Consider the following 1,162-nt stretch of genomic DNA (forward strand, 5'->3'; position numbering starts at 1 on the left):
CCTAAAAAAGGGACGGGACAAACTGCAACAGCTATAAATTTTGCAGCCATGGCAAGTAAAATAACAGAAGAAAGGGTTATGCTAGTTGATACAAATAAGTTTCATAAAGACATAGAAACATATCTTTCAAATTCAGAAATGAACAAGGGATTGGATGAATTCATTAATTTTCATAAAACCAATATATTAGAAGAATTGACAAACACATATATGTACTCTAAAAAAGTCCATAAAAATTTTGACATGATGTCATCAAACCAATCCTATGACTTAGAAGAAACTGACATTGAAATGCTCATTAAAAATACTAAAAAAACACATCCAATAACGGTTATTGACACAATTGCCAGTATAAATAAAATAACCAATTACCTTTTAGAAGTATCAGACGTAATACTAATGATACTTAATCAAGAGTCAAATATAATAAAAAAAATAAAGGACAACAAAATATATAGTAAACAAAATAAAAAAATAGTTTTTATTGTTAATAGATATATAGAAAAATTTAGAGACAAGAAAGTTACATACAAAATATTTGATATAGAAAAGGACTTAAGAAAAATAGGTTTTGAAAAGAACTTAATATTCACTTTAGATTACTGTATAGACCTGTTAAATAATTGCAATGATGGGACCTTACTTAAAACAGTATTTGAAGGAGATGTAGATAAAACAGAATATTTTAAAGATTTATACGAAATTACAAAAGAAGTTTTAAGCAAATATGGGGGATATGAATTTAAAAATAAAGAAGCTACAAATAAAAATACAAATAGAGGATTATTTAGAATAATGCGGGCTAAATTCACATCGTTTCTATAAAAAAGGAGTTGATGCAGATAATGCTTAAATTTTACAATAAAATTTCAAACCTATACAAAAAGATAGAACTAATCACAGAGGATATAGATGAATATGCAGACCTTCTTAAAATAAGCAGGCAGGAAGCAGAAGAAGATATAAAATACTTCAAAAAAATGAAAGATAGAAGCAGTTTAGGAGAAAAAAATCCACGGACCTTCATAATCAATAAATACACGAAAATATTAAAAGACGTATATGAAATAAAGGAAGAAGCGGTGAAAGATATTATAGACTTTGAAAATATCGAAAACAACAACGTATATATTCAATTTGAACTACTGATAGAATCAAAGGA

Annotated in this window: 2 protein-coding genes; both read left to right on the forward strand. The window is 26.6% G+C overall.

Features of this window, described 5'->3' with window-relative positions; all coding sequences use genetic code 11:
* Positions 1 to 825, forward strand: an 825-nt coding sequence (locus tag BUB36_RS18975; RefSeq protein WP_165613159.1) for a hypothetical protein, incomplete at its 5' end; no start/stop codon positions are given.
* Between the two features lie 20 nt (positions 826 to 845).
* Positions 846 to 1,162, forward strand: a 317-nt coding sequence (locus BUB36_RS18980; RefSeq protein ID WP_131821394.1) for a hypothetical protein, incomplete at its 3' end; no start/stop codon positions are given.

The sequence above is a fragment of the Paramaledivibacter caminithermalis DSM 15212 genome (assembly GCF_900142245.1).
In the GTDB taxonomy this organism is placed as follows: Bacteria; Bacillota; Clostridia; order Peptostreptococcales; family Caminicellaceae; genus Paramaledivibacter; species Paramaledivibacter caminithermalis.